Source organism: Marinoscillum furvescens DSM 4134, assembly GCF_003386095.1.
GTDB lineage: Bacteria > Bacteroidota > Bacteroidia > Cytophagales > Cyclobacteriaceae > Marinoscillum > Marinoscillum furvescens.
The window spans coordinates 49,544-74,397 of the sequence record NZ_QREG01000020.1 but is presented as its reverse complement, the minus strand read 5'-3'; the positions used below and the strand labels follow the sequence as shown (position 1 = coordinate 74,397).

Below are 24,854 nucleotides of genomic sequence, written 5' to 3'. Positions count from 1 at the left end.
CGATATTCCAATATACCTAAAATCATTCCTCCTCCTAATCTATAGCAACGTGCTCCAATATGAGAAAAAAGATACTCCTTTTTTACAGCACCAATCTTTTAAACTCACCACATCACTCCACAAACTCCACGTTGGTCAATTTCACCACGATCGGATTGGGCCATACCTTGTTGTTGTATAGGCGCTGCGCCCGTGTGATGGACAGCTCCAGGTTGTGTTTGCGCTGGCTAAACCGGGACTCTGGCTTGTTATTGGGAGAGTACTCCACCACCAGGTCGTTTTGGCCCAGTACAGAGATCTCCGTATCCTTTGTAGCCCGGATGCTTTCGGTATAGAAGAGCCTTCTTCGCCCCTTGAACCACTCCGGCTGCTGGGTGACAAACGCATAGACCGTATTTTCATCTTTGGCTTTGGTAAACCAGAGGTCGCCTTCTTTGATGACGCTCGGTACGGTGCGCACATTCTTGATGGCTTCATCGTTTACAAACATCCAAAGGGCGATTTCTCGCAGGCGTTCTTCTTGCTCTTTGGGAATCTCGCCATTCGGCTTGGGCCCTACATTCATCAAAAAATTGCCGCCCTTGGCCCGTATTTCTATGAGCTTATTGATCAGCTCCCCTCCGTCCTTGTACACTTCGTTGGTAGGTTTGTAAGCCCACTGGGTGCCCATCGTCATGCAGGTTTCCCAGGGGCCAGGCATGGGCGCGTCGGGTATTTTCTGTTCGGGAGTTTTCATCTCCCCTCTGGTGACCACCACCTCCGGGTATTTTTCATGCACGTATTGCACGAGGTTTTTGGTAGAAAAAGCATCGAAAAACACCATTTCTATGTTGCCATAGTTGGTAAAAAGTTCGTCCACCTGGCGTTTGGAATATTCAAACAGCTCCTTGTTCGCCGTGATCTGAGTCATGGGCCCTTTGCGGGAAATTACGTGCCCCTGCTTGTGCAGAAAACTAAAATCCTCTGGCGAATAGTAAAAGCCCACTTTCAATCCGTATTTGCGCAGGGCTTTCACCAGCATACCCGTAATGTCTTTTCCATACGGCGTATTCATGATGTTGAAATCAGTGGTTTCCGTATCCCACATGCAAAAGCCGTTGTGGTGCTTGGTGGTAAAGACGACATATTCTGCTCCCGTGAGCTTAAAAAGCCGCGCCCACTCCTCGGGATCAAACTTATCCGGATAAAATGTCTGGGGCAGGTCCTGCATGTAGCGCTGCAGGTAATCTTCGGATGCTCCCACCATGGAGTGACTGATCACACTTCCCAGCTGCGAGTCTAGGCTCCAGTGAATGAAAATCCCAAACCCCATGTCCATAAAGCGCTCTTCCAGCTCCGGCTTGTTTTGGAGCTGCGCACTAAGTGATAGACTGGCACATAGGCCTATTAGAAACAATCGGTACTTCACCTTAGAGATCATTATCGTTGGAATTATTATCTATCGTTGGCTGATCGGTCATTTGCAGCTCCAGGTAACCACCGCTGGTCAGCGCACTGTGCTGAATGACCGGACCCACCAACGGCTCCTCATTAAGCTGTAATGAGGCCACGTATACATTTTCATTGCTATTGTCGCGTGCTTCTATGACGAAGGTCTCTCCGCTGTGGTAGTCAGGGTGCAGCGTGATGCTTATCTTGTCAAACACCGGACTACCAATGAGGTATTCAGGATCTTCGTCCGTGCCGCCATTGATCTGAAACAAGCCCATTTTCATCAATACTGCCAGGCTACCCATGAGCCCCTGATCTTCGTCACCGTTGTAGCCAGTGGCTGGAGAGAGTCCACTAAAGGTTTGCTGGATCACCTGTCGCGACCAGTACTGTGTTAGGTCCGGACGGCCGAGTTTATGAAAAACATACCCCGTTTGAATAGACGGCTGATTGCCGTAGTTGATGGGAATCCTCCGGTACTCGGGGTGCTCCTCCACGTCGTGTGAGGTACCTGCGGTAAATCCAAGTTTTTCAGCCTCCTCAAACTGAGCATGGAGCTTTTGAGCAGCTTTTTCTGGTCCACCCATTAGCGCTGCCAGCCCTTCCAAATCGTGCGGCACAAACCAGGTAGCCTGCGCACCATTGGCTTCCACAAAACCTACTTTGTATTGGTACGGATCAAAGTCTTTTAGCCAGTTGCCAGCCAGGTTTTTGGGGCGTATCCATCCGCTGGTAGCATCGTATACGTTTTTATAATTTTCAGATCGCTGGAGGAAATACTGATAATCTTCCTCATACCCCAGTTTTTTGGCCAGCTGGGCGAGTGTCCAGTCCTGATAAGCATACTCAAGGGTAAGACTCCCCCCATCCTGATGGCCACCAAATTTACCTTCAGGTATAGGATATGGTACGTAGCCTTTTTCCACATAGTATTTCAGCCCACCGCCTAGTTGGGTGTTGTGCTCATAGCCCGACTTCTCCATAATGCCTCCGGGCATGTGGTTAATTTTCAATGCCTCGTAGATGCTCTCCAGGTCTTCGGTGATGATACCTTCCTGAATGGCACTCACTACAAAAGGTGTGCTGGACGCTCCTGTCATTACGTAGGTGTAGTTGCCTCCAGATGGTCCGCGCGGCACGAGTCCACCGTCTTTTTGGTACTGTAGCAGTGAGTGCACAAACTGTGCTTTGATTTCGGGATAAACCAATCCCCACAGGGTACTGATGGTCCACTGTGCACCCCAAAACGAATCCGAATTGAAGTGATTGAATTTGGGCTTACCGGACTCATCTAATGGCAGCTGCCCTACTCTGAAGTCTTCCCCGGTATTGTCCGGGTAGGCGCCGTTTACATCGCTAATGATTCTTCGCCCCTGTAGCGCGTGCCAGAGGTCGGTGTAAAACCGGCGTTGTGCTATGCGTGTGCCGCCTTCTACTTTGATTCGGCCCAGGTGGCCGTTCCATTCTTTCTGGGCGTCAGCTACTACAGCATCAAAATCCCAATGAGGCATTTCCTGTTGAATGTTGAGGTCGGCATTGGCCAGTGAGGTATAGGAGATCCCTACTTTCATGAGCACAGGTTCACTGTCATTGGTGAGGCTCACGAGGTAGTTGCCCGTTGTTGGATCTCTGTCTACTGAGGCTATGTCGGTAGAAAGTTTTACTTTAAAAAATATGGTCAGTGGTTTGGGGCGGCGCATGGTGGGTTTCATCACCACCTGGCCTGCCAATGTTCGGTTGTCTTCTTTTTGTAGCTTGCCGTTGATGTTTTCGCAGGGCCCCAGCATGGTGTTGAGGTTGAAAAGTACGGCTGCTCGTGAGTCATCGGGAAAGCGATAGTGATGCAAACCTACACGTGTGGTACTGGTGAGCGAAGCTGCCACCTGATAGCGGTCGAGCTCGAGGTAATGAAAACCAGGCTTGATTCGCTCTGTTTGGTGACTAAACGGGGAGGAAAAGTCACGAAATATTGTATTTTGGTTACTTGATGTTAGCGTGACAGGCATCACGGATACTCCTGACATTTGCCAGGCGTGAATATGGCTAAAGCCCTGAACGGTGTCCGTTTTGTATCGGTAGCCACTACCCCAGGCACCGTCTATTTCCGTGTCGGGGCTGAGGTTGACCATACCGAAGGGCCTGCTCGCGGACGAAAAGAAAAACCAGCGGGAGTTTTCCGTATCGAGCTGAGGGTATACCATCTCGGCATAGTTGACCTGCTCATCCACTTTTTCTACCGTTTTTACCTTTAGCTTGCAAGAAGCGCTCAATCCTACCATCAGGAAGCAAAGGAGCCGTATGTATAATGTGTGCTTATGCATGTATTTTCTCTTTACATCACGAGTGATTTATTTTTCGGTCATTGCCTCCACTCCATCTTTTTAATGAGGAAGACCGCATATCCACTCCAGTGCTGACCTACCAGAGTGCCCCACTGATGGCTCTTGCCATTACCTATGTGGTTTACCCTTCGCATGGAGGCACTGCACTTCATGGAGGTTTCAAAACAGGTGCATAAAAAGGCAGACAGCTAGTGGGCTGCCTTTTTACACCTGCGAGATAAGATTTCGTTAGAACATGATCCTAGTATCCATCATTTTGTGAAATGGTAGGCAAAGACCTGTCAATCTCCTTCTGAGGAATAGGACGCAGATAATGCGTCGTTTTCATTTGTCCCAAAGCTGCGGTCCATGGATTCATCTCTGTGGTCCGCTCGATCAGCTTTTCTGTACGTTTCAGGTCATACCATCTGGTATACTCGCCCATGAGCTCTCTGGCGCGTTCGTCCAAAATCATGTCGATATCCAGGTTGCCATTGGCCCGGTAAGAAACAGCATCCAAAGAAGCCAGGTTGGCTGGGTCTTCGGCACGCATGGGGTCTGCACCTGCATTGGCGCCAAGTGCACGGTCTACTACCGTATTGTAATATACTTCTGCACCTCCGAGGTTGCCGTTGGCAGCACCTTTTAGGATGGCTTCTGCAGCGATCAGGTAAGCTTCAGCTGATCGGTACAGCGCCAGGTCAAATGTACCCAGTGCTTCGTCATATGGCAGACCCGGCTCCCAAAACTTCCACATGAGAGGAGTCATGTCTTTTATGTGGTATGGCGTAAGGTCTTTGACACCTATCTCATCCAGATTGAGCACGGCGTAGTGTTTGTTGCCTCCTACATCCATACCTTTTTCAGAATCGCTCGCCGGATCGTTCCATGGAGGGAAGTACAATACCGTGTCTCCCTGTGCGATATCAATCTTCGTGTCAGGGTCGTCCAGGTTTGGCACAAAGTCAGTGACGTCCGTCATGGCGTACATCACCTCCAGGAAGTTGTGATGGTAGCGGGTATCCAGGCTTGGATCAAACAAGCGATACGTAGCAGGCGTCACGATGTAAGTGTTTCGGCCTCCATTACGGTTATAGTGGGTAGTTCTGCCAAGTGAGCCAGGGATTTTCTCTGCATCTCCACCAAAAATAGAATGGTAATCGTTTCCGATTTGGTATTGATGAGGCTCATCAAGGTCACTACCATTGGTCAGCAAGTTATCACTAAACTGCACGGCAAATACGATTTCATCGTTTTGGTCATCCTGAGCAGGATAGGTTTCCTCTAGCGGATTCTCTGAGCGCTCTGGGAATAAGTCGCTGTATGAGGCAGCCAGTGGGTAATCCTGAATGATCAAGTCAGCATATTCTACGGCTTTGTTGAAATCTTCGGCCGTACCTCCGAGCGAGTTGTTGTAGTTCCAGCCTCTGGTAAGGTGAACTCTGGCCAGCAGGAAGCGTGCTGCACCTTTGGTAGCACGACCGTATTCGGTATTTCCTTTAGTAGGCAGTACTCCTTCGGCTTCTTCCAGGTCTTCGATGATCTGATCATACACCTGAGCGGCTGGTACGCGAGTCACTTCTCTGCTAGCGGTAGTGACTTCCTCCAGTGGCATAGGTATGTCGCCCCACTGCTGTACGGCATAGAAATATGCCATGGCTCTCAGAAACTTAGCCTCTCCCACTCTCACAGCTTTCAGGCTTTCATCCATCCCCACTACACCCTCTGCACGCGAAATGGTGGTATTGGTTCTGGATATTTGCTTGTATAGCAGGTCCCAAAGTGAGGTGCCCGCACCTACATTTGGTGTAAACCGGGTATCGTAAACGTTGAGTACGTTGCCCTGATTACCGACAGTAGCTTCGTCCCAGGCCAGGCTGGTGAACAAGTCCGTCCCCATAAATACCAGGTCACGCTCTTTGTGAATCTCACGCAGCTTGGTGTAGTTGGAGCGTACCAGGTCTTCAAATCCCTGCTCCGTCACATAGTAATTGTCTGAAGTCTGGTGTGAAACCGAATTTTCATCCAGAAAGTCGTCACAGCTGGTACCGAACAATGCTACGATGACCAGTGCCGCTATATATTGTTTATTAAATAGTTTCATCTTTTGATAGTTTAATGTCCGAAATAGAACGATTAGAATGAGACATTTAAGCCGAACAAGTAAGTAGCTGTAGGGATGCCGTCATTGTACGTACTGGAATTGAATTCAGGATCCATGCCATCAAAATCGTGGAAGACAAACGGGTTGCTCACCTGTGCATACATTCTGAAGTTGCTAAAGCCGAAGTTGTCCAGTACGGAACGTGGCAGTGTATAGCCCAATGTGATGTCAGAGATTCTCACAAAGCTGGCGTCCTGATAGAAGATGGCTCCTCTGTGCGGATTAGGCACACCTGGCCCGTAGTAGTCGTTGGTCGGGTTGTTTACCGTCCAGTAGTTGAGGTTTAGGGTATTGTATCTACCAGCGCCTATTTGTCCCATGGTGCCACTCAGCATGCTATTTCGATATATAGCTCCCTGGCTGGTGTAGATCAGAAACGACAGGTCAAAGTTGCCATAAGTCACCTTATTGGTCATACCCATGGTCCAGTCTGGCTGCTGAGAGCCAATGATGGTACGGTCATCGATTCCTTCATTGGAAGATATCATGCCGTCATTGTTTTGGTCTACTACCTTTACAGAACCAGGTACCTGATCGTACTTGGCTGCTTCGGCTTCCTCGTCTAGCTGCCAGATGCCATCGAACTCATAGGAGTAGTGAGCCTTTAATGGGTGACCTACAAATAGCCCTGTAGCGATATCTCTATCTATTCCGTCTCCTATGGAGATTACTTCGTTTACATTTTTGGCAAAGTTGATATTGGTGCTCCAGGTAAAGTTTGACTTGGCAATATTTACGGTATTCAATGACAACTCAATTCCTCTGTTGGCAACTTCACCCACATTAGTTGTCACGCTGCTAAATCCAGAAGAGGTCGGGATTTGCACGTTGTAAATCAGGTCTACCGTATTTCGGTTGTAAAGCTCCAAACTAGCGCTGATTCGGTTTTTAATGAAACCCATGTCCAGTCCGATGTTCAGTTCTTTACTTTTCTCCCACTTCAGGTTTTTGTCTGCCAGGTTAGCTGGAGCAAAACCAAAGGCTGGGGAGCCACCAAAGTCATACTGTGTGCGTGAAAGTCTCGCCTGCGTGCTGTAAGGAGCAACGGAGCTATTACCTACAAAGCCATAGCTCACTCTGAATTTCATATCAGAAATCGCTTCGATATCGCTGATGAAATCTTCTTCGCCAAGTCTCCATGCTACCGCTGCGGACGGGAAGAAATCCCACTTATTTCCTTCACTCAGCTGTGACGCTCCATCCCACCGGCTTGTAAGTGTGAGTATGTATTTGTCTTGAAATCCATAGATCAATCGCCCCATGTAGGACAATAGAGATCTCTCAGTAAGCTGTGTGGCAAGTTCCACAGGACGACCCGTGCCATAGGCATACCAAAGTGAGTTGTAAGGGATTTCGTCCACATAGCTATCCATCTCCTCGTTGCGCTGCATGAAAGTACTCTGCACACCGGTTATGGTGATATCATGATCTCCTAAATTCTTTTTATAGGTGATAATATTATCCCAGGTATAGTTCGCTAAATCGTCTGTTTGTCGGAAAGATCTCGGCAGACGTGTGGTCTTTCTGTCTTTGGTCATGGTGCCTCTAAACTGTCCGAATCGGGAATTATCTACCGTGGCAGACAAGGTGGATCGGATAGAAAGGCCATCTACAGGCGTCAGTTCGAGGTAGGCATTTCCAAAAAAGGTATTGTATCGTGTTTCGTCTTGAAAGTTATGTGGGTTGATTTCGATGAGCGGGTTGAGCACCTGCTTGTCATTGATGCCCATCCATGCCGCGTAGCCTCTCCACTCAAAATCCTGGTTTTCATCAGGGTTGAGGATGTCATCGTAATGCACCACCCCTGTAGGTCGTGCTCTGTAAGCACTTCTGAGCGCTTCATTCGACCCTACTTCGCGTTTGGCATAGCTATAGTTGGCTGTAAATCCTACTTTCAGGAAATCATTCACTTTGCTATCCATGCTTCCTTTGATGTTGTATCGCTGGAACTTGGTGTTTTCCAAACTACCACCTTCATTGAGGTAGCCAGCAGAAAAATGGTAATTGGTACTGCCGCTGCCACCACCTACTGAAACCGAGTGATTCGTTTGCAAGGCTGGTCCAGATATTTCGCCTAGCCAATCGGTGCTTTTTCCTGACTCTACCAGGTCAAGTTCCGTGGTAGTAAACGAGCGTGTTTGCGGATAGCCGTTTAGCTCTCGATCGGTTACACTCGCCTTGTAAAACTGCTGTGCGTTCATCATGTCTGGAAGGTGGGCAGGGGTTTTCACGCCTACATATCCATCATAGCTTACTACAGGTTTGCCTGTGGCACCACGCTTGGTGGTGATGATGATCACACCATTGGCTCCTCTGGATCCATAAATAGCTGTAGAAGAAGCATCCTTGAGGATGTCCATCGATTCAATGTCTGCCGGGTTGAGCGCATTGATATCTCCGCCCATTATACCATCGATTACCACAAGGGGCTCATTGCTATAGTTGATCGAGCTCAAACCTCGGATGTTGATGTTGTATCCTGCTCCGGGGCGGCTGTTTTGCTTGGTCACAATCACCCCAGCAGCCTGACCCTGAATGGCCTTTGCCGCTTGCACAGGGTTTGCCCGCACAATGTCCTTAGACTCTACGGAAGCAATCGCCCCTGTAACATCTTCTTTCTCTACCTCACCATAGCCAATGACCACTACCTCGTCTAGCGAGGTTACATCCTCACTCATGGAGACATTGATCACGGAGTTGTTACCAACTGTTATTTCCTGCGTATGGTAACCTATAGCACTCACTACCAAAACCGCATTTTGATTGGGTACATTGAGCGCAAAATTTCCGTCTATATCGGTAACTGTACCATTAGACGTGCCTTGAATAAGTATGCTCACTCCAGGAATAGGAGCCTTAGCTTCATCTGTTATCACCCCAGTAACTCGGGTCTGTGACCAGGAAGTACTCGCGTAACCTAGTAATAAGGTTAACATTAGGAGTTTAAGTCTTTTCATAGAAATACATTTTAGTTAGAAATAAATGTGACCTTCCCTAGTGGATTATCAAGGCTCAAGTAAGCTCAAATCGCGATTTTCAGGATGGATAAATTATCCAAAAACATGGATGAATTGCGTTTTTAACAAAATCAGGGCACTTTTTATGAATTACCATCAACATTCACATCAAATCCGCCCAGCATTTTAACATTTTACAAAATCAACTCAACATCTGCTCTGACTAAACCTTTCCATTGATTCTGACAGCATGGAACTGTGCCCTCTTCCGAGGAAAGATTACATGGTTTGACCAATGTGTCCATGTGATACCTGCACGAAACCAGAAGTTTTGCTAGATGAGTGCCATGATCATTGAACGTCCCGAACCAATTCTTCGAAATTTAAGTGAAGCGAATGTAGGTTATGTTTAAAAGTCAAGGATTTGGCTTTTGGTTCGGCATAAATATAAGGTGCATCAAACCGGGAATAAGTCGTATTTACCGGGGTGCCGTTTATCGACAAGTCTCGGAGGTACTGCAGCCTGTAGTCATTTTCTGCAGAAGTGTAGGCAAGCTCCATGCTCTCCGGCGAAAAGTGAACGGAATTAGAAACAATACGATCCACAAATGCTAAAAAAGACCCCTCCTCTGACTGAGCGCTGACCTCCGTGATCCAGAATGTCTGCCTACCCGGCTGTATCAGGTCGTCTGTAGCTCCTGGCGCTAAGTAAAAATCATTGGCACCAATAAAGGCACAATAGGTCTGACCTTTCTGACCAAAGGCATAATTGGACTGGATAAAAGCGGTATCAAATTGCGCTGTAGGAAAGTAAGCTCTGGTGAAGTCTATGAGCTCAGGCTCCATCAGGTTTTTCTCTTCGGGAGTGTGATAAAGAGCGAGGCTAACATTGCGATGCTGCACCACATGAGGCAAGCGCCCGTAGCCTATGTCATAGCCTGGAGATTGATTCTTTTTGGATTCCCTGCGCGCTGGATGCATATGAAAAACGGCAAAATGATTCCCAATATTAGCTCCAAACACGTGCTGCTGATAGCTATAGGTGCCAGGGTGATAGGCCTGGGACGTATACATGGTGTAATCTTTGGTTTTGTAGGTATAAGTATTGCCTTGCTGAATGGCTACTCCATTGGAGGGCGGATTGATCAGGCGAATAATGGCGGGTTCCAGATGAAGCCAATTGAATAGCGTAATGTCGAGCATTTTCATGGGTGCAACGGAGGCATTGGCAAAAGTGAGGTGGTGGCGAACGGTATACAGAGAATTACGCACTACTTCGGGGTTGGAAAAAGCCTGCATCCCCCACTGCATCATCATGCTGCGATTGTCCGTACCGTAATACCCCTCGCTTTTTAGGTCGGTGATGTTCAAACCATTGCGTTGTTTGATGACTACCGAAGCTGTGTCCTGGGCAATGGCTTTGAGCACCGGAGGAACCTGATAGTTTTTTGTGACCATCAGCCCATACATGATGCCTGGTTTGATGGGAGTGCCATCTCCCCAGTAGTAATTAGGAATACCACTAAACCGCGAACCTGAACTTCCCGTACGGTTTCGTGCATAGGCACGGCCACTCGTAGAAATGAACATAGTGCCAATACTCTGGGCCGCAATGTCATAAAATAGCAAGTCCATCACTATTTTACTTTTGGTGACCACCTCTTCATCGTGAGCAAAGTCTATGAGGTTGATCAACGCACCAATATCTTCTTTGTAGTATACACTGGAGTAGTATTCTGTAAATCCGTAGTTCCACCGCATTTCCAACCAGTCCAGCACCCGAACTCGAGCCCTGTCCATGTGCTGCCTGCCTGTGAGACCGCTATCAAAAATCTCATCGGGGTATTTTTGACCTACCAGGTACTCGGCAGAGGCAAATAATATCTGATGATTTTCTGTCCAGTAGCACATAGAATTCTGACCGGGCAGATCCCACCAGTACCTAAAACCAAACAATACCCTATTGATTTTTTGCCGGTAGCTGACTGGAACCTCTGACTCATATTCGTACAAAATGCGCAGCAGGTTGACCAATCGAAAATCGGCGCAATCATACTCCGAAGCAATGAACTCAAGAGTAGGGTCCAGTCGATCCCAATCCATGACTTCCATCCCCTGTACCAGCTCCCAATAGATAGTATTTTGGGCATTGCTATATTTTTTTGGTGGGTTCATGGCTATGGTTTCGTAGCCACTGATTCGTACGAGATCCACGATCAGTGTAGCCACTACCAGCAGTAGTAGTCCCACGAGGAGGTGTTTAAGTTTTAGTTTTTTGATTGAAAACATATCTATGGGGTTTAACAAAAAAATCACCCCTGATACGAGATCAAAGGTGATTTCATCTACTACTCTACACTTGTCTAACTTAAACCGGCTTGATTTCCCAGCCCGGCTCGTATGTTCTGGACCATAGTTTCATCGCTTCGCGATTGTATATGCGTCCGGTATTTTCATCTACCTCATAGGCATCGTTGATGCGGTAGCCAATGTTGGCGTAGTGCGTGAGCATCTGGCTAATGGCTCCCTCGTCTATCGGAGAAGTAAGCTCAGCTTTGCCTCTGATCGCGTCGAAGAAGTTTCGGGTATGCATGGTGGACATATCACCTCCACCACCGAGTGCAGTACCTGCTTCTTTTCCAGAGGAGAGGTTTTCTTTGATCAGCTCACCTTTGAGGCTGTAGAGCTTATAGCCTCCTCTGTCTATAAAAACGGACCCTTTAGACCCATAAATGATGGTACCTCTACCCGCTCCAAATTTGTAGTATCCGTTTCGGCTTTGACCATCCCATTTGATGGTTTTGTTGTCTGCAAACTTGAAAGTGGCTTCCATGGTGTCGTACATCTCCCAGCCATCGTCTTTGTACTGATATTTACCAGCATTGACCTCTACGCGCTCCGGGTACTTCACCTGTAGCGCCCACCGGGCTATGTCCAGTTCATGAGTGGCATTGTTTCCGGTCTCGGCAGTACCATAGTCCCATCCGTACCAGTGCCAGTTATAGTCCCAGGTATTGTCGGTGTAGGGTCTTCTGGGTGCTGGTCCCTGAAACAAATCCCAGTCCAATCCCTCTGGCGGAGCAGTTTTTGTCTGATGCGGCACGGGCCCTCTCCTACTGGTATAAAAAGCGATGGCCTGATATACATCTCCGAGGATACCTTCATGGATGTCTTTGATGATCTCCTGTGACTGTGGTGACGAGCGCTGCTGGTTGCCCATCTGCACTACCTTATCATATTTCTTTTGGTAGGCTACCAGCAGCTCCCCTTCGCGGGGGTTGTGGCTACAGGGTTTTTCGAGGTACACGTGCTTGCCAGCCTCCATAGCCATACACGCTCCGGGTGCATGCCAGTGATCAGGGGTTGCCATAAATACGGCATCCACTTTTTTGTCGCTCAGCACCTTACGGATATCATTTTCTAGCTTAGGCTTGTCACTGGTGACTTTAGCAAAAATCCCTGCAGCACGCTCACGCTGACTTTTCATTACATCACACAGGTAGCTCAGCTCGATGTTGTTGTTTTTATCAGCAATGGCGTCTTTGTATGCCGGAAATCTACGCCCCAGCCCCTGCAGTGCCACATGGATCCGATCATTGGCACCAATGATTTTGGAGTAGCTTTTGGCACTCATAGCGCTGAGCTGGCTGCTAAGGCCGATGCCTGCAGCTCCTGCTGATGCTTTTATCAAAAAATTTCTTCTGTCTTTTCTCATAACTTTTCTATTCTCGGGTTTAATCCAAAGGACGAATTTTCACATTTCGGAAGGAAACCAAGTCTCCGTGATCCTGAAGCAGGATTTGACCTCTGTCCAGTTCACCAAAGTCTTTCCATTTCACATATTTGCTTTCCGAAACCAATTTTCTGTATTCAGGGCTCTTGCGCTCGTATTCCAGCACTTTCATGCCATTGAGCCAGTGCTCCACGTGATTGTCTACTGATTTGATATGGGCAGTATTCCACTCACCGATAGGCTTCACAGGTTTACGTGGGTCGGCTTTGATCAGGTCATACAGCGATGACACAGTGCGGCTGCCTTCGTGATTGCCTTTTTTGGCATCCGGGTGTAGCTCATCATCCAATATCTGAAACTCCAGCCCTATAGAAGAACCCGGCCCTTTGTTGATCTCGGTATCTACGTAATACTTGATTCCGCTATTCGCTCCAGGGGTGAGTTTAAAGTCTACCTTCAACTCGAAATCTCCAAATAGCTCTTCAGTCACAATGTCGCCTCCTGCTCTGGATTCGGCACCACCCGAGGACAAAACAGATAGCACACCGTCTTCGATGACCCAGCCTTTTTCAGGAAACTTGTCCAACTTAGCTCCACGCCACCCTTCAGTGGTTTTGCCATCCCAGAGCATCTTCCAGCCCTTCTTTTTCTCATCGATGGTCAGGTTATTCTTTGTTACCACCGGATCCAGGGAAGATTGTCTGGCATATTGATCCAGGTTGGTGGTTAAGATTTTGATGTTTCTCCATTTGATCTGTTTGCCTTCCTGGGTTGGCTTTTTGATGCTATGTACCTGCAAGCCAATAAATCCTTGTGCCGTTTTGTCATCTATCAGATAAGCAGCCGGCACGCCGTTTACCCAGGTTCTGATGGTATCGCTGATTGCTTCTATTCTGTAGTGATTCCAGTCATTTTGCTTAAAGGCCTTCTGTGCAGCGGGATTATTTTCCATAGTATTTAGCCAGCCTCTGCGAGCCTCGTCATAGATACCTCCGCTCCATGCACGCTCCGACGGGTCAATCTCTACCTGATAGCCGTGTACACGACCATTTAAATAATGGTCGAAGCTGTTGCTGCGAATCTGAATGCCGGAGTTCATAGACGGGTCCACCAAATACTCCAGCTCCAGGATGAAATCACCATAGAGCTTATCAGACCTTAAAAAGGTGTTAGGGGTATTCATGGCTGTGGTGCCAACAATGGCTCCGTCCTCCACTTGGTAAGTGGCGTCCCCTCCTATTTTGGACCAGCCATTTAGCGTTTTGCCATCAAATAACTGAACCCACGGAGTATTATCCTTAGCCGTGGACTGGCAACCTATAATACTCACCAGCACAAAAGCTGCCAGTAGGTTTTTGAATGCGTTCGTTTTCGTTCTCATATAATGAAAGAGTCTGATTAATTCGGTTTGTAATTATTCCAAAACTAGAAGGATACCGATACTCCCATATGGATAAATCACTCAAAAACATGGTCAAATTTGAAAATATCGAACTTTTAACCGAAAAACAGCCCTTAACACCTTTGAGACGGCACACTCAGTTGGACTTACGGATGATCACCTTCTGGAAGGGTTTTTCCAGTAGGTAGTCGATGCGATTGGGGTTGTTTCGGTTTCTCATGCCTTGCCTTGTCGCTACTAATTTGCCATCAGCATACACTTCCATTACACCGGGGTTTTGATCTAGTGGTACCCCAATTCGTACTGCTTCATCATTTTGGATTTCATATCCTTCGGCCACTCGCGCTATGGACAAAGTCACGGGCTTGCGAATGCTCAACAACTCCCAGCCATCACGAGCATACTGTGCAATGCCCGCCGCAAAGATGAAGTCCAGCTCCTCTTCGGTTTCACGCGTGATAGATAGCAGCCCTTTCTGGTAAAAATCCTCCTCCTTTACCATATCATTCGGTCCGGTGGTGGCTACAATCTGATCTACGGTGTTTTGGTTGTCATGCTTCACTTCCAGCATTTGTGCGGTGAGGTTGCTTTTTGCCTGAGTAAAAGTCACATCAGCAATCACCTGATTCTCGCCTTCAAAATAGGGATTGAATACCGTCACAAAGGGTTTGCTCCAGGCTTCTGCCTGCTGACGAATCACCAAAGCAGGGATTTGCTGCCCAATCATTGCTTTGGGAGCTTTGGTTTTATTTAAAGCATTGGATTTTGGTCCGAGCACTGAAAAGTAGTCCCTATTTTGCTGTCCGTTGATCCATACTTTTAAGTGGCTGTCGGGGGCTTCATTGCCCTGAAGGGTAAAAAGGGCCTGGACGCTGGCATCAGCAGCTGTTGATTTTTCATTCGAAAAATAAGCATACGCTGGCAGAAAGCCTTCCCTGCTCAACTCGCCTGATTCAGACATCACGATCTGACGATTGCCCTGGTACAACTGCAACGACTGCCCCAGGCCATGAAGAAAATAGTCATGGTGCTCAGACTGAGCTCCGGGCCTTTCCGACCTGAAAATATCGAGCACATAGCCATTTCCTATGGGCGTATTTACGATTGCTGTTAGCCGTTGCTGATTGGCCTGAGAGGCTGGCTCTACAAACGAAACTTTCGAAAAAGTGATCTGATCAAAAACACTCCGCTCACCGGATGCTGGAAAGTGATGGTCAAGGGTAAAAGGCTGGTTGACACGCATAGCACGACTATCGGAAATGCCGTCTACCACCACGGTGTTGTGCGCCGGATAGCGCGCATAGTATTGCCGGTGGTCTTCGTGCCAGTAGCTTGGCCCCTTGCTCATATCAGGCATCAGGACCTGGCCGTTGGCAAAAAGTTCGATACTTACTCCATTGGCATGGGCGTGGTTGCCTTTGGCTCCTGCAGTAGACACCATCAGCGCTTCATCCCCCGTACCCATCCGCTGAACAAACCAGCTGACATTTGGCGCATAAAATGTAGGAGATGTCACGCGGGCAATAAGTTCGCCGGTAGCCTGTGGAGCCGTTTCCATTAGTTCATCTACGTAGAAAAACAACTCAAACAAGCCCTTTCCGCGTTGTTCAGGAGCAGATAGGCTTTTGTAGAGTGCGGTAATCGTTTTTTCCTTTTCGGAAAAACCATATTTTCGGTAGTTGGCTATGAGGTATTCAAAGGTGTTGTCAGGTAATGGCTGGTGACGCGAATCTCCAAACGCCACTATGTCTCCATTTGGAAACAGGTACTGAAAGGATGCAAGCGTTGCTTTTTCTACAATGGGAAAGTTTTGCAACTCGTTGGCATGGGTAGCCTGATCCAGGAGGGTCAGGATCTTCAGGAGGGTTTCGGTCACGTGCATGGAATAGGATGCAGACTCTGCCCAGATGCCTGTCTGCTGGTCGTAGTTGAGAATGGCTTCCTTCAGTGCGATTTGCCGGTCCGTACTCACCTCAAAAGTATGCTTTAGGTAGTACTCCTGCCCTTTGCCATTATCGTAATACTGGTTGCTATCCAAAGTCAGGGCTATAAACGTAAGAAACCGCGCCTGAAAGAAATTCCAGTTGTTGTCAGGAATGCCATTTTTGATGATCTGATCTCCCCACTTTTGAAATACCGCCGCAGAAAGGTCCAGATCGTGTCCGTTATCCTTTAGGTAGTGGTACATAAAATCATGAATCAGGGACAGTGAGATGACAATCTTTTCATGAATCACCTCGAAAGTAGCCAGCCCGGAGACCCATTGCTGCTTCGTGCTGTCCAGATCTACCGGAGCATCTCGATAATACATCCCCTTCATGTAGGTATCGTATACAGGCATGGCAAATTCGGCATACTTTTTCTTACCGGTATACCAATACAGGAATGCAGCATCTTCCACAATAGCCATAATGTGCCGATTGATACCTTCAATGATGTACCCGGATTTTGACGGATGTATCCACTCCATTTGCCCGGTCTCACGATGCTGAAGGTACATGCCACGCTCATCGTCAACGTACGGCTGTACGTCCTCCAGAGGCGGTCTGGAGTATGCTGTAGCCCAGTCACGCGTGCCCGAAAAGCGAACCGTAGGCACCGGAGCCTCTCCTGCGCTATGCGAAAAGTCGCCACCCCGGAGGTACACTTTGTCGTGCTTCGTTTTCCAGTTCATCTGCAAACGCGACACCAGCCAATTGGGATCATCCTGGCAGCGTGCGATATAGGCATCTATACGCTCCTGTTTCTTAGCGATAATTTCAGCTTTCCACGACACGTTTTTCAGTGATCGTGAATAATCTTTGGCAGTAACCCCTCCGGTATAAATCCGGGGATGATTTTCGGGATCACCCGAGGCATCTGTCTGCGCATACGCGAAAAATGCCCAAAGAAGTAAAGAAACTGAAACTGTCACTTTGATCAGCTTAATAGCACTCATACCCATTATTGAAATTGTTTACTATACCCTCCGGCCCCTGCTCATTAGTGTGAGCAGGGGCTGGTTTGTTCTTTGTCTTTTTACTGCTCTACTCGGCTACCAGGTGCATGGCAAAGCCTTCGTTTGCCGGCAATTCCACCGTCAAATTGTCTGATTTTTTCACGACCAACTCCTCTATTTTCACTTGCGTACGTGTGTTGACAGAGGCATCATCGGTATAGAGCTTGCTGCGGTAGGATTTCCCTTCTTCCAGGAAGGAAAAGTCAAGCACTACGGTACGGTTTCCGGGGCCGTTGATGCCACCTACAAACCAATCACTCCCTTTGCGACGGGCAATAACTCCAAGCTGGGCAATCTCCGCTTCTAGCACTTTGGTTTCGTCCCAGGTGGTTGGCACATTGTCAAAAAATTCGAGCTCTGGTTCGTTTCCGATGGTTTTGGTGTCTCCCCACAGTCCATCGAGCTTTTCGGGAGCTGCTGGTACCCGGTCGTACCAGTAGAGAAACTGCAGCGGGCTAAACAGGCAAACGGTCTTCGCCAGCTGAGAAGCATGTGAGCCCATGGTTTCTACCCGCTTGTTGTAGTAGCAGATGGTATTGTCAGCAGCACCGGCCAGCATACGTGTAAACATGGTGATGAGGGTGTGCTCGTTGCTTACGCTCGTTTCATCTCCGGCGATCCCTTCCTGGGTAAGCAAGTTGGGGTAAGTTCGCGAAAATCCGGTGGGGCGGTATTCGTCGTGTACATCTACAATCATCTCATAGTCAGCCACCTTTTGGATAGCCTCATGTAGCCAGGCGGTAGCTTCCTGATCACCTACCTTCACAAAACCAAATTTGATACCGGCAATCCCCCACTCTTTAAAAAGCGGCAGCAGCTCATCCAGCTGCCTTTCGAGAGAGCGGCGGTTTACATAGAGCATTACTTTCACTCCTTTTTCTTTGGCGTATGCCGTGATTTTCTGAAGATCAAAAGGCCCTTTGGAGCGCTTCGGATCCAGCGTGACAGTGGTGGCATCTGAGGAGTCATCCATTTCATTGCCGTACCAGCCCGCATCGAAATGCACATACTGCATGTTGTGCTCTGCTACAAATTCCACAGCTCTCAAGCCTCCCTGTGTGGTAAGGGTCGTTTCTCTAAGCACTTTTCCTGGTTCTATCCACGATTCATCAGCTATGGCGCTGGGGTCGTTGAGGTTTTGGATCAGGTAGTTTTTCTCCAGCAGGTCGCCATAGCTATCGCCAATCATGATTACCCTCCATGGCGACTGAAATGGCAGGTTTTTCTGTACTTTATCCACTTGTTTTCTTCCACTTTTCAGCGCTCCCGTGATGGTATCCTGCTTTACTCTGATGAGCTTGCCATCCAGACTAGAAAGGATCGAAAGGGGTGCATTGGGATCTGCACTGTAGCTCAGTCGGGCATAATCCACCAGTTTGGCTTCTGCCAAAGCAATTTTTATGTCATCGCTGTATTCGATGAGCAACGGCCTTTCGGCCCCTGCCTTCAGCTGGCTCAAGGGGATTTTTTGGTATTCTCCCTGAGCAGTCAGCCTCCCGGGCTTGCGCTCCGGTGTAGACCATACCTCATAATCCTGATCAAAGCGGTAACTGATCAGCTCATCATCCAGAGAGATACTTTGGAGCCCTCCCTGCGCCGGGATTTCGTAGGCAAAGGCCACGCCTTCATCGTAGGCCCGTATGATGAGCTTGATTTTAGCTGTGGCGCTTTCCAGCATTACCTCTGTTTCATTGTACACATCAGGAACCGTACTTAGCTCCCCGAAGCGGGTTTGCCACTCACCCTGATAAGAATTTTTAGCAACGCCAACAATTTCATACGGACCACTAAAGTCAATATCTTTTGACAGCAGCCGGAAATCAGATGACTGAATCAACGCTTTGGATTCCTTTTCTACTTCAAAAGAGATACCCGCCTTGTCGCTGACGTTCAAAACAAAAGCGTGCTCGCCGTTTGGCGATGAGACATTTACAATTGATTTGACCTCTTTGGTACAGCCCGTGATGAGTAGACCGAGCACCGCCAGAAAGGTGCACTGTTTGATAGCATTGGAGAATACAATTGGATGTTTTTGCATAGCTATAAAAGACAAGCTACCAGACCAGAAGCCAATACACTTGACAGCTCCCTGCCTCGCAGCATTTAGAAGATTTTTGATTGTGTTTTTCTAAATGCAACCTACATGGTGCTTGTGCCAAACTAATGCAATTATGAATCTCTACTTATAACTCATGTACCATCTATCCTAAGAATCCATAAATCCTATCATTTTGTCCATGTATTGGTGCGCTAAACATGAATGAAGTATTAAAAGGATTGCATACCAGATGATCTGCCTCCATGCCTGCCAGGCGGCGTTAGGGATTCCAATTGAAAGCCAGCGGCCCCAGACGAGCTTGAAGTTGAGCTTTCAATTGCTGTACTGTTTCGGGAAAATCTTCCGCAACGTTTTTAACCTCTTTCTCTGCTGTATGATCATAAAGCTCCACCATCCCTTTCCCATTAATGGTAAGCCGATGAGTATCTGTGCGTATCGTGCTGGAAGTGGAGTAATAGGCCACTGCCGGATGCCCTTTGGCCTTTGGATCTCTCATAATGGATGCCAATGACGTACCATGGACAAAATCCGGTACAGGCAATGAGGTTAGGTCACACAGCGTAGGAAAAATATCTACGGTCTCCACAATAGCATCCGTTTTTAGGCCTTGAGCGTTCATCTCAGGATCGTAGATGATTAGGGGCGCACGCAGCGATTCTTCGTAAAGTGTATGCTTTCCCCAAATGGCATGTTCGCCCAGGTGCCACCCATGGTCTCCCCAGAGCACCACGATGGTATTTTTATCTGCACCCGTTTCTTTAAGCTTAGCCAGTATATCTCCGACATGTTTGTCTGCATAGCTCACACATGCCGCATAGTATCGTTTTAATTCCATGGAATAAGCAGAATCGGTACGTGGGTCTTTTCCTTGCCTATCATAGCTCATAAACTCACGAGAACCGCTCCACGAAGCATTGGCTGCAGGTTTATTGGGATAAGGGTTTGCCGGTATGGTGACTCCCTGGTACAGGTCGAGGTACTTTTTGGGTGCACCGAAAGGCAAATGAGGCTTGATAAGACCGATGGCCAGAAAAAATGGTTTGTCCTCAGCAGCCAGGGTTTCTAGCTGACTCAAACCTTCCTTTACAATCAGGCCATCTGGATAAATGTCATCTCCACCTTCGGCTGCCTCAATAGGATCTCGGGATGAGGCTGTTCTTACTTTTCCAAAAGCCAACCCATGCATCGCTCCTCTTGGATTTTGCCAGGCACCAGACGGCATCAGGTGTGCATCCCACGCTCCCGGCATTTCTGGAATAGTGTCACTGTCCCAATATTCACCGCCTCTTCCTCCAGGATGGTGAGACACCTTCCCTACAGAAACGGTGGTATAACCGTGCTGACGAAACCACTCCGGCATACTCGGAGGAATGGATTCTTTATGCTTCTTCATTGCCTCGGCTCTGTGGAACAGTGGCTGGTTATACTTTCGCCGATATTGCACCCCATACTGCCCCGTAAGCAAGGTGTATCTAGAAGGCCCGCAACTAGGCGCATTAACATAGTGCCGATGAAAAGATCGACCTTTGGCGGCAAGCATATCCATATTAGGAGAGTGAATGTAAGAAGAACCGAAAGCGTTTATTTCCGGCCTTAGGTCATCTACACAAATGAGTAGAATGTTTTTGGGTACGTCTTCATTCCGACTATTCTGACAGGAAGCAGCACCAAGTGTAAAAAGTAAGACCCCAAACAATTGAATCAAAAATTGCCATCTCTTCATGCAGCACTGATTTTATAAATACACAAAAACCTAAAAGTAACGTCTCCGCTCAGGACATCCAATAGATACCAATCTTCGAGATATCTTCTTTACTTATAAAAGAGGGCTCAAAACAGGAATATCCATCGCTATGATTCAAAAATTATAGCTCATGGTTCATAATTAACACTTGACGCATACATTATTTGGGAAATTACCGAACACTAAAAGATAGCATCTACCTAATAATTAAAGATCCTATCCTAACAATTCATCAAGTATTATTTCAAACACCAAATGATTATGAACAAAACAATCACCGCAATGATGCTTTTACTTGGGCTTTTGGTCTCATCGACCGCTCTGGCTCAAGACGCTACGCTTAAACACTCCTACACTTTTGATGACGCCACGGCTACAGACGTTGTGGGCGGTGCTCATGCCAGAGCTCATGGAGGTTTCTTTAAGGAAGGTAAGTATGTGACTACACAGGAAGGGCAGCACCTGGTACTTCCTGCAGAACAAATCGCCATAAATACCTATAAAGGGCTTACCCTCGAAGCCTTTATACAAACCAATAAGGAAAATGATGAAATCAGCATGCTATCATTTTTCGGGGCAACCCAGGGCTGGCATGGTAGCGATTACATCTATCAAACCGTGCAGCATAGAAAGCGGAGCAAATCAGTGATTTCTACGAATTCACCTATCAATCAACCCTGGAAAACAGAAACTACTGCACTGTGCAACGAACTAAAAGACGGCAAAAAGCATCATGTAGTAACCACTTTTGATAATAATGCGCTCAAACTCTACATAGATGGTGTGCTAGCCAGTACCCAAACTACTGATGATCACACCCACAATCGCATCGAAAACCTGAGCAATGCATCCGCCTATTTGGCAAAAGGTGGCTACTCATATGATAAGACCTGGAAGGGTGCTTTCGATGCATTCAACATTTACGATGGTGTACTTTCGGCTGAGCAAATCCTGGAAAAAGCCAAGAATTACCTACCAAACCTGGACCTGGCCGCTGTAGCAAAGCAAGTTAAAACCGAAGACCTGTTCATCTCTCGTTCGGGAGCGCTGGAGCAGCCAGTGACGGACAAAGCCGTATTCTTCGCAGAACTCATGCCCACTGAAACCGATGGAGATCGAATCTTTGATCAAATGCTAGTCTTCGGAGACAAACAAATAGAAAGCTGGGATGATGTAGCTGCCATGTTGAAACTAAGTTTCGAAGCTGATTTCCTGGCTGTAGCCGATGGATCCAAGGAAGCACACAATAGCTCCAGTAGAGTGGCTGCTGACATGGAACATGTCTATCAGTGCTGGATTGAGGTGGATGTGCCTGCCAATACTTATACAGTCTATGCCAAAAACTTAAGAATGTCTGCACCCATACTAATTTACGAGGGGGCACGCTTTAGAAACAATGCCTCGTCGCTCACTCACTGGAGCCTGGTTTCTAACCGGGTCAATGATGAACTACTTATGGGCACTTTAGCTGAGGTAGCACAAACTGGAGACTACCCCGAGGGGTACGTTGCCTCGCAAGAACTGGACTTTAGAATAGCTACAGATGAAATACCTGATGGCGCGGAGGTCATCGATCATCCTACCCATGGTGCCAAGTTTGGCTCCTACGAGCTCAGAAAGCTGGTTCTCACAGACAGCACCACCGAACTGTACTTTCATATTAGAAGTAGACGCAGGAACTGGAACATCATTTCCAGCCAAAAAACCATTCGCGTAGATGGTTCGGACAAAACACTCCAAATCAAAGGATCGGAAGGCATTGACCTGGACGTACGACACCACACGGCCTCTTATGGGTTTAATGAGTATAAGCTCATCTTTCCTGCGGTACCGGAGGATGCGGAGTTTATTGACTATGGCCAAGTGGGCAAACCAGGAGAATGGTACATCGCCAATATTTCTCTTGGAAGGGCGAAAGCAGCAGAAAAAAAGGGCCTGGCCGGACATTGGCACAATGCCGAAACCGGAGACTGGGAACTCTCCATTCTGGACGATCAGGTGATCTATGCCTGCAAACTATGGTCGATGGATGCTGTGCCTACAGGCAAAAAAGGTGTACTTAAACTCGATAATGAAGGGCATACTTTGGAGCTACCGTATACGCTAAAAAAAGGCATCCTGAGGCTGGGTAAAGGCAAACAAACCATTGAGCTCACCAAAAAGGCCAAATACAGCAAATTGCCCGGAGTCCAGAATCCAACAGGATTTACAGAACCGATCTTTAAATCCGATACGGCCATATTTCGAGGGCTCCTCTATGGTTATACACCACAAGCACGCAATAAAACAGGGACCCTATATGTCAACAATTATCTGATAGGTAGGCAAGAAAGCCACCTGGTAGATCCCAATGAGGATGGATACTTCGAAGTGAAAATTCCTCTGACGAACCCTACCACGCCATTTATGCGAATGAATGTGGGAAATGCACGGTTTGTACTTTCACCAGGACAAGAGTCCTTTATGCTGGCAGATCTGACTGGCATGGGAAACAACAAATTTATGGGGGCAAATGCCCGACTGTCTACGGAGCTATCCAATCCTGCTTTTGACATTATCTCCTACGACTACAGCATGGTGCACAGCGATACCGAATATATGAATGCGGAGGAGTACAAAAAGTACATTCTTGATCTGAAAGACCAGGATTTGCAAGAATTGAATGCGCTGTATCAATCAGGAGTAATGTCCGATTTTACCTACGAATACAAACTGGCAGAGCTACACACAAAGTACACAGATGAAGTCCTTCGCTTCAAATACCGCAAGAGCTTTCAATCTCCAGAAAACAAAGCCATCACCTCCGCCCCTTCCTATTACCAGTTTATTGGTAATGAAACGCTGGAGGGACAAACGGTATTTGCGACTGGTGAATTCTCTGGATTCATCAACTCGCTGAAATTTAGCCCGCTGCTTAGAAAGCCCTCTAAAGGACAACATAACCTACTAACTGTATTGGAACTTTTTGGCTCGGAAATTTCAAAAGAAGACCTCACACTCCTCACAGAGGAGCAACGTATCCTTACCGAAGAGTTCCGACAAGCAAAAATCAACTTTAACCAAACCGATGGTCAGGCTCTTGGGGGTTTCTATCAGGCCAATAGAGAACTGTGGAAGGAGGCAAGTGCCGAAAACAACTCCATGCCCGACATACTGAAGTATATACAAACCCACAAAAAGGATTTGACCAGTGAAGAAAAGGAAATCATCAAGAAAGCACTCGAACACTACCAATCGCCAGAGGTGCAACCTGTGCTGGATTTTTACCAGAAAAATGAAAGCAAACTGGCGGACATCAAAACTCAATATGCGACTGAAAAGAGAATCCGTTATCTACTGAACCAGGCAGACACCAGAGCGAAAAGTGCTCTGGACTTACCGCACCTAAACATGAAATTGGTCAATGACATCATGTTTTCTCAGGATCTATTGAACTTGATCGTAGAGGAGCTAACTCCACTCCCTCCGCATGTACTGGAGTACGTTTGTAACCGTGTGAGCAATCCGAACATTGCCGCTTATATCAGCGAATGCAACCAACACACCCTTGATAAAATCGAAAAAAATAAAAGCAACACCGGATTTAACGTCCACAACGCGCCTAAGTCCAAAGCTGATGAGCTGTTAAAAGAAATGCTGGAGCCATTTGCTGGTAAAGTGATGTACCTGGACTTTTGGGCTACCTGGTGTGGCCCATGCCGTAGCGCCATGAAAAACCAGAAGCCGATGAAGGAGCAACTACTGAAAGAAGGGAAAGACGTGGTATTCATATACATCACCAATCCCACCTCTCCGGAAACCGCTTACAACAATATGATCGCGGATATCAAAGGTGAACACTACCGCCTTACGCAGGATCAATGGAATTACTTATCTGACCAATACCAAATTAATGGAATTCCCCACTACATGATCGTGAATAAAAAAGGTGAAATCGTAGACGCTAATGCTCCGCGTGATCCCAAAACCCTCCTGGCAAAATTTGAAGAACTGATAACCGAAGAATAGCTCTAAATGGGTCCGGCTTTTCCTGAGGAAAAGCCGG

At 47.4% G+C, this 24,854-nt stretch carries 12 protein-coding genes; 2 read left to right on the top strand and 10 right to left on the bottom strand.

All coding sequences use genetic code 11. The features are described 5' to 3' along the window. Positions 1–112: 112 nt before the first annotated feature. Together C7460_RS17960 and C7460_RS17955 are read right to left on the bottom strand one after the other, a co-directional pair. Positions 113–1,408: an alpha-L-fucosidase gene (locus tag C7460_RS17960; RefSeq protein WP_245986452.1), complete on the bottom strand. Its 1,296-nt coding sequence runs from the start codon at positions 1,406–1,408 to the stop codon at positions 113–115. Position 1,409: 1 nt separating this feature from the next. Next, the gene (locus tag C7460_RS17955) at positions 1,410–3,752 is read right to left on the bottom strand and encodes a GH92 family glycosyl hydrolase (RefSeq protein WP_115869521.1); all 2,343 of its coding nucleotides are present in this window, start codon (positions 3,750–3,752) and stop codon (positions 1,410–1,412) included. Positions 3,753–3,793: 41 nt separating this feature from the next. On the opposite strand from C7460_RS17955, the gene C7460_RS24115 reads away from it, so the two are divergent. Beyond that, a complete protein-coding gene (locus tag C7460_RS24115; protein ID WP_221409573.1) occupies positions 3,794–3,949 on the top strand; it encodes a hypothetical protein in 156 nt (51 codons plus the stop codon). 65 nt (positions 3,950–4,014) lie between these two features. Here C7460_RS24115 and C7460_RS17950 read toward each other — a convergent pair whose 3' ends face one another. The 8 genes from C7460_RS17950 to C7460_RS17915 all read right to left on the bottom strand — a co-directional run bounded on the left by C7460_RS17950 (position 4,015) and on the right by C7460_RS17915 (position 20,788). Next, the gene (locus C7460_RS17950; protein WP_115869520.1) at positions 4,015–5,856 is read right to left on the bottom strand and encodes a RagB/SusD family nutrient uptake outer membrane protein; all 1,842 of its coding nucleotides are present in this window, start codon (positions 5,854–5,856) and stop codon (positions 4,015–4,017) included. Between the two features lie 32 nt (positions 5,857–5,888). Continuing rightward, on the bottom strand, positions 5,889–8,873 hold the full coding sequence (locus tag C7460_RS17945; protein WP_115869519.1) for a SusC/RagA family TonB-linked outer membrane protein: 2,985 nt from the start codon (positions 8,871–8,873) through the stop codon (positions 5,889–5,891). Between the two features lie 351 nt (positions 8,874–9,224). Further along, positions 9,225–11,162 (bottom strand): hypothetical protein, encoded by a 1,938-nt coding sequence (locus tag C7460_RS17940; protein ID WP_115869518.1) that lies wholly within the window; start codon positions 11,160–11,162, stop codon positions 9,225–9,227. Between the two features lie 79 nt (positions 11,163–11,241). Beyond that, on the bottom strand, positions 11,242–12,588 hold the full coding sequence (locus C7460_RS17935) for a Gfo/Idh/MocA family protein (RefSeq protein WP_115869517.1): 1,347 nt from the start codon (positions 12,586–12,588) through the stop codon (positions 11,242–11,244). Positions 12,589–12,607: 19 nt separating this feature from the next. Continuing rightward, entirely contained in the window at positions 12,608–13,987 is a 1,380-nt protein-coding gene (locus C7460_RS17930; protein WP_115869516.1) for a 3-keto-disaccharide hydrolase, read from the bottom strand. A gap of 157 nt (positions 13,988–14,144) precedes the next feature. Beyond that, entirely contained in the window at positions 14,145–16,946 is a 2,802-nt protein-coding gene (locus C7460_RS17925) for a heparinase II/III domain-containing protein (protein ID WP_170148089.1), read from the bottom strand. A gap of 88 nt (positions 16,947–17,034) precedes the next feature. Next, complete coding sequence (locus C7460_RS17920) at positions 17,035–19,044, bottom strand: glycoside hydrolase family 97 protein (RefSeq protein ID WP_115869514.1); 2,010 nt, start codon at positions 19,042–19,044, stop codon at positions 17,035–17,037. Positions 19,045–19,324: 280 nt separating this feature from the next. Further along, positions 19,325–20,788, bottom strand: a complete 1,464-nt coding sequence (locus tag C7460_RS17915) for a sulfatase (RefSeq protein WP_115869513.1) — start codon at positions 20,786–20,788, stop codon at positions 19,325–19,327. Between the two features lie 282 nt (positions 20,789–21,070). On the opposite strand from C7460_RS17915, the gene C7460_RS17910 reads away from it, so the two are divergent. Beyond that, entirely contained in the window at positions 21,071–24,817 is a 3,747-nt protein-coding gene (locus C7460_RS17910) for a LamG-like jellyroll fold domain-containing protein (RefSeq protein ID WP_170148088.1), read from the top strand. Positions 24,818–24,854: the final 37 nt, after the last annotated feature.